6 protein-coding genes are annotated in these 5,864 nt (G+C 42.8%); all 6 read left to right on the forward strand.

Features of this window, described 5'->3' with window-relative positions:
* Nucleotides 1–227 (forward strand): hypothetical protein (locus B7C60_RS17195; RefSeq protein ID WP_216639312.1); only part of this gene is annotated, 227 nt, incomplete at its 5' end.
* A gap of 316 nt (nt 228–543) precedes the next feature.
* A complete protein-coding gene (locus B7C60_RS07295) occupies nt 544–1,458 on the forward strand; it encodes a siderophore ABC transporter substrate-binding protein (protein ID WP_099611074.1) in 915 nt (304 codons plus the stop codon).
* 223 nt (nt 1,459–1,681) lie between these two features.
* On the forward strand, nt 1,682–2,620 hold the full coding sequence (gene vctD, locus B7C60_RS07300) for an iron chelate uptake ABC transporter permease subunit VctD (protein WP_099611097.1): 939 nt from the start codon (nt 1,682–1,684) through the stop codon (nt 2,618–2,620).
* Complete coding sequence (vctG, locus tag B7C60_RS07305) at nt 2,610–3,560, forward strand: iron chelate uptake ABC transporter permease subunit VctG (RefSeq protein ID WP_099611075.1); 951 nt, start codon at nt 2,610–2,612, stop codon at nt 3,558–3,560. Before vctD ends, vctG begins: the two co-directional genes overlap by 11 nt.
* A 7-nt stretch (nt 3,561–3,567) precedes the next feature.
* On the forward strand, nt 3,568–4,329 hold the full coding sequence (vctC, locus tag B7C60_RS07310) for an iron chelate ABC transporter ATP-binding protein VctC (RefSeq protein WP_099611076.1): 762 nt from the start codon (nt 3,568–3,570) through the stop codon (nt 4,327–4,329).
* Between the two features lie 336 nt (nt 4,330–4,665).
* The gene (locus B7C60_RS07315; protein ID WP_099611077.1) at nt 4,666–5,856 is read left to right on the forward strand and encodes an acetate/propionate family kinase; all 1,191 of its coding nucleotides are present in this window, start codon (nt 4,666–4,668) and stop codon (nt 5,854–5,856) included.
* Nucleotides 5,857–5,864: the final 8 nt, after the last annotated feature.

A 5,864-nucleotide genomic window follows, 5' to 3' on the forward strand; every position in this document is an offset into this window, starting at 1 on the left:
TTGCCATCCCTATTGCTCGATTATTACTGCTCGCTTTATTACTGGTGGGACTGTCTTTACAAGCAGGGTTCCACATGGTTTTCGTCCTGATTTGTTTATTTATTGCTGCGCCAGTTCTCAGTCACTGGAAAGCACAGCCATGGACGAAAATTTCTTTTATGTTTTGTGTGCTCGGACCTTGTTTGCTCAATTTGTGGTTAATTTTTGTCCACGCTCCTCCTGCTTGAAGCTGCAGCTGTGTTGGCTGCATTCGTTCACCCCAATCACATCGTTTGCCTATGTTTATGGGGATGGTGAGAGCCATCCGTGGCTCTCACCAAAGGCCAGCCTACGGCTGTTCAAATTCTTCCAGACAAATTAGTCACTCACTGGCCGCTTACCTGCAACGTCAAGTTGGTTGGGTATACAACTCGCTGAGGGATAAGTTTATCAAATCATTGCAATACTATTGCGGCGTAAAACATTACTGGTTATAGTTCTCACCCAATAATGAGAATGCTTATCAAAATACATCGCAATATTTAGCTAGCAATAAGGAATCGTATGAAATCAGTAATGAGTTTGGCCGCATTGGGATTATTTGCCTCACTTTCTGTACAGGCTGCCAATGTCACAATCGAGCATCAAATGGGACAAACAACGTTAGAGCAAAATCCTCAGCGCGTGGTGGTGATAGGTATTGGCCCGTTAGATGCCGTTCACTACTTTGGTATTAATCCAGTGGCGGTTTCCAAAGTGGCAGAGTTACCCGACTATTTAGCTCAGTATAAAGAGGCGCAATATGCTCCAGCGGGTTCATTATTTGAACCCGATTTTGAGCGTATTTATATGCAAAAGCCTGATGTTATTATTACCGGGCCACGAGCGGCACGTACTGCCTATGATGAGTTAAGTAAAATTGCCCCAACGGTCGTGTTTGCGATTGATGACAAAAAACCGTATTGGGAGAGTACGCAAGCTCAATGGCGTAACCTCGGCAAACTGTTTGCCATTGAAGATAAAGTCGAAGCAAAAATTGTCGAGTTAGACAAACGCTTTACTCAAGTTCATGACTATAACCAAAAGCATCAAGCACAAGCGATGACGGTGATGAGTTCGGGAGGAAATATAACCACTTTTGGGGCAAACTCGCGTTTTGCAGCGGTCTATAAAGATTTTGGCTTCGCTGAAGCGGCCACGGTGAAGCAAACGGCTAATCACGGTAATTTAATTTCATACGAATATATTCGACAAAATAACCCGCAAACGCTGTTTATTATCGATCGAGACAGGTTGGTGAATAAAGGGCAAAGTCACACTCGTGAAGAGTTTGAAAATGATTTGATCAAAGCCACAGAGGCTTATCAACATAACCGGATGGTGTTTCTCGATCTCAATGCTTGGTACCTAGCGATTGCTGGTGTTACAGCGACGGAGCAAATGTTGAATGATATGCAAGTGAAACTGCATCAAGAATAACGCCTGTGTTGCCTTGTAAGTTGGTGGATGACTTGGTTGATGCTAAGTCATCTCGGCCGCTATTGTTCAATGTTTGTACTTTTGATTGTCATCGTAGAATTAGGCCTGATTGGTTGAACCTATAAAGTCAACGTTTGCTTAGATTTGGTCTCTATTTTCGTGGTCTGACTTTTATCGTTAGTGTCGCGATCACTGTATCGATTTGTGTTGTTTGGGGTTAACTTTGAAAAAGTTATTACTCGTTTTGTTTATTTTAAGTCTGATTTCATTATTTGTTGGGGTCGGACAGCTTTCTCTGATGGCTTTAATTCAGGGGGATAGCATAGCTTGGCAGCTATTATGGACCAGCCGGTTACCTCGCGTGCTTGCTGTGCTACTTGCGGGCGGTGGGTTAAGTATCGCCGGGCTTATCATGCAGCAAATTAGTCAAAACCGATTTGCGGCTCCGTCTACTTCTGGCACGATTGAATGCGCGATGTTGGGGTATGTGCTTAGCCTTGTCCTTTTTGGTCATGGTGAAAGTTTACTGCTTATTTTTGCCACTGCGATGATAGGCACTTTGATTTTTGTTCAGTTTATTCAACGTATTCAGTTTAAGAATGTTGTCTTTGTTCCCCTCGTGGGAATTATCTTTGGCAATGTTGTGCAGTCAGCCGCTACCTTTATTGCTTATCGTTATGATGCTTTGCAAAACCTCTCTGGTTGGGCCGTTGCGAATTTCGCAAATTTATTAAGTGGTGATTTTGAGTTGCTGTACATTGCCATTCCGGTTGCTTTACTGAGCTACCTTTATGCGGCACGCATTTCTGCTGTCGGCATGGGGAAAGATTTTGCGGTCAATTTGGGCTTAAATTACCAACAAGTTTTGACATTAGGCGTCTGTTTAGTATCAATTATGGCGGCTTCTGTGGTCATGATTGTCGGACAATTACCCTTTCTCGGCCTAATTGTGCCCAATTTGGTCAGTTATTTTTATGGCGATAACTTGCGCAAGAACATTCCACGAACGGCACTCTTTGGTGCTTCACTCGTGCTGTTATGTGACATCATCAGCCGAGTGATTATCTTTCCTTATGAAATTCCTATTTCCATGATCATCAGTATTCTTGGCGGCATTGCGTTTATCTTGCTGATTTTAAGAGGGCCTAAACATGCAAGATAATCGTAAAACGCTGGCCATGCTATGCGTAGCGCTTGTGTTTGCTGGGCTTTTTATTGGTCTTGGACTAACGGCTGATAATTATCAATACTTTTTATCTCGCCGTATCCCTAAAGTATTGGCCATGATTGTGGCAGGTATCGCTATTGCGCAATCTTCGTTGGCGTTTCAAACCATTACTCACAATCGCATACTTACCCCAAGTATTATGGGGTTTGATTCGCTTTATTTACTTGTGCAAGTGTTAGTGGTTGCGTTATTGGGTAGTTTAAGCCATATCATGTTGAACACTTATTGGAACTTCTCAGTATCCGTTATAGTGATGCTGCTATTCTCTAGTCTACTGTTCACCTTTTACTTTCGTCGTCAACGTAGCAACATCATTGTGTTATTACTACTGGGTGTCATTCTCGGTCAACTTTTCTCTAATTTCTCTTCCTTTTTTATTATGTTGATGGACCCGAATGATTTTGCTGCTGTGCAAGCCAAAATGTTCGCTAGCTTTAATAATGTTAATGTGCATTTAGTCTATGCGGTTTCACCGCTACTATTGGTGGTTAGCTATGCCTTGTTCCGTTTACACCGGATTTTAGATGTATTTTGGTTAGATGCAGACAATGCCATTAGCCTTGGGGTTGATGTAAAACGGACAACACGTTCAGTAATGCTATTGAGTGCGGTGTTAGTCTCTATTTCAACTGCGCTTGTTGGGCCTGTGATGTTTTTTGGGTTATTGGTCACTAACTTAACTCGAGAATGGTTGCACACCTACCAGCATCGAACGCTATTATTGGCTTGTTCTGCGATGTCCGTTGCCGCTTTATTAGCGGGTCAATGGGTGGTGGAAAACCTATTTTCATTTGGTACAACCTTGAGCGTTATCATCAATTTTATTGGTGGTATTTATTTCCTCTCTCTTCTTTTGCGCAATAAAGTGGTATAGGCCCGTTATGATTCAATTAGATAAATTGACTAAATATTTTGGCTCACAAGCGGTCGTGTACGAAGCCAGTGCCGAATTTGCTAAAGGTAAGGTGACCTCGATTATTGGGCCCAATGGTGCAGGTAAAAGTACCTTATTGTCGATGGCGAGCCGATTAATTTCACGAGATCAAGGCAAGGTTTGGATTGATAGTCGCGAGCTGGTTGATTGGGATACCAAAGCACTGGCCAAGCGTCTATCGGTACTGCGTCAAGCCAATAATTTAACGATGCGCTTTACGGTACGAGAGTTAGTGGCGTTTGGCCGTTTCCCGCACTCACAAGGTAAGCTAACCGCTGAAGATCAGGCGATGATTGATCAAGCGATTCATTATCTGGATATAAAAAGTTTAGAACATCATTATTTAGATGAGTTAAGTGGGGGACAGCGCCAACTTGCTTTTATTGCTATGGTGATGGCACAAGATACCGACTACATTTTCTTAGATGAGCCGCTCAATAATTTAGACATCAAGCATTCATTACAGATTATGACGACTATCCAGCGACTCGCTCACGAGTTAAATAAGGCGGTTGTGGTCGTGATTCATGATATTAATTTTGCATCTTGTTATTCAGACGCCATCATTGCTTTAAAAAAAGGGCAAGTGGTTGCGCAAGGCTCAGTCAATGAGGTGATCCAAGAAGGCGTACTCGGTGAAATTTATGAAACTCCCTTTCGAGTCCTTGAGCTAGAAGGAAAACGGATGTGCTTATATCACACCGCTTAGGTGTGTTTTGTTAGCCATTGATTCCGTCTCTAGTGAGTTCATCTCGACGGGTTATGGCGAGTGCTGTGAGCGTCATTATTGAGCAATGCGGCTATTGGGCATGGCGGCCATTTTTTGTTATGTTATCTTAAGCCATCATTTAATCCTTGTAAGGAATATGGTCATATATTTCTCTACTTAAAAGAAATCATTCCTTGCTAAAGATCAACAAATAAACCTTTCCAGTCACAAAGAACAAAACAAAAGTTGAAAGATTCAAAAATTATTGAATAATGGTCAACATGAAATGGAGAAGCACAAGCTTCGAACTCTTAGTCGGAAACAGGATACTGCCCCATGTCGAACTCGTATGTGTTGGTTATCAACTCAGGAAGCTCTTCGCTTAAATTTGCCGTGATTGACTCAGTCACTGGCGAAGCATTGGTTACTGGTCTTGGTGAGTGTTTTGGCCTGCCCGAAGCCTCAATCAGCTGGAAATATCAAGGAGAAAAAACAGAGGAAGTGATTAACACGGCAGAGGATCATCATCAATATGCCGTAAACCGAGTTGTGAAGCTCTTAGAAACCTTGGGGCTAAGTGCTCAATTTGTTGCCGTTGGGCATCGTATTGTCGCTGGAGGAGAAACGTTTAAAGGAACCGTAAGAGTCACTGATGAGGTCATAAACGAAGTGGAACGTTTAGCCGAACTTGCTCCATTGCATAACAAAGCGAACGCCGTTGGAATGCGAGCTGCGATGGAAGCCTTCCCTGAGTTACCTCAATTTGCGGTTTTTGACACTGCGTTCCACCAAACGATGCCGGCGAAAGCGTTTACGTTTGCACTGCCTTACGAGTTGTATGAAAAACATAAAGTGCGTCGTTATGGTGCTCACGGGACTAGTCACTATTATGTGAGTCGTGAAGCCGCAAAAATGATCAATAAGCCCATTGAACAAAGTAACTTTATTACCGTACATTTAGGTAATGGAGCCTCTGTCACTGCAGTAAAACATGGCGAATGTGTGGATACCAGCATGGGCTTAACACCGCTTGCCGGTTTGATGATGGGGACGCGTTGTGGCGATCTCGATCCGAGTGTGATTGAGTTTTTATTCCGTAAAGGTTGGAAACAAGAAGAACTCTTTGAAATGCTGAATAAAAAATCAGGGTTCTTAGGGGTATCTGGAGTCACCAGTGATGCTCGCGGTGTATTAGAAGCGATGGACAATGGCAACCCTCGAGCCAAACTTGCCTTTGATATTTTTACGTATCGCGTTGCCAAATACATTGGCTCTTATATGGTCGCAATTGGTGAAGCCGTTGATGCGATTGTCTTTACTGGAGGTATTGGTGAAAATTCACTACCGATTCGCAGTGAGATTTTAAGTTACCTCTCTGTTTTTGGCTATAAAGAAGATCCGAAAGGTAATGCAGAGGCGCGTTTTGGTCAGTCGGGTAGCATCACTTGCTCAGATTCAAAATTGGCATTGGTGATCCCAACCAACGAAGAATTCGTGATCGCCAAACAATCGGTTGAGTTATTGTAATTTAAATT

It is taken from the genome of Vibrio fujianensis (assembly GCF_002749895.1).
In the GTDB taxonomy this organism is placed as follows: domain Bacteria; phylum Pseudomonadota; class Gammaproteobacteria; order Enterobacterales; family Vibrionaceae; genus Vibrio; species Vibrio fujianensis.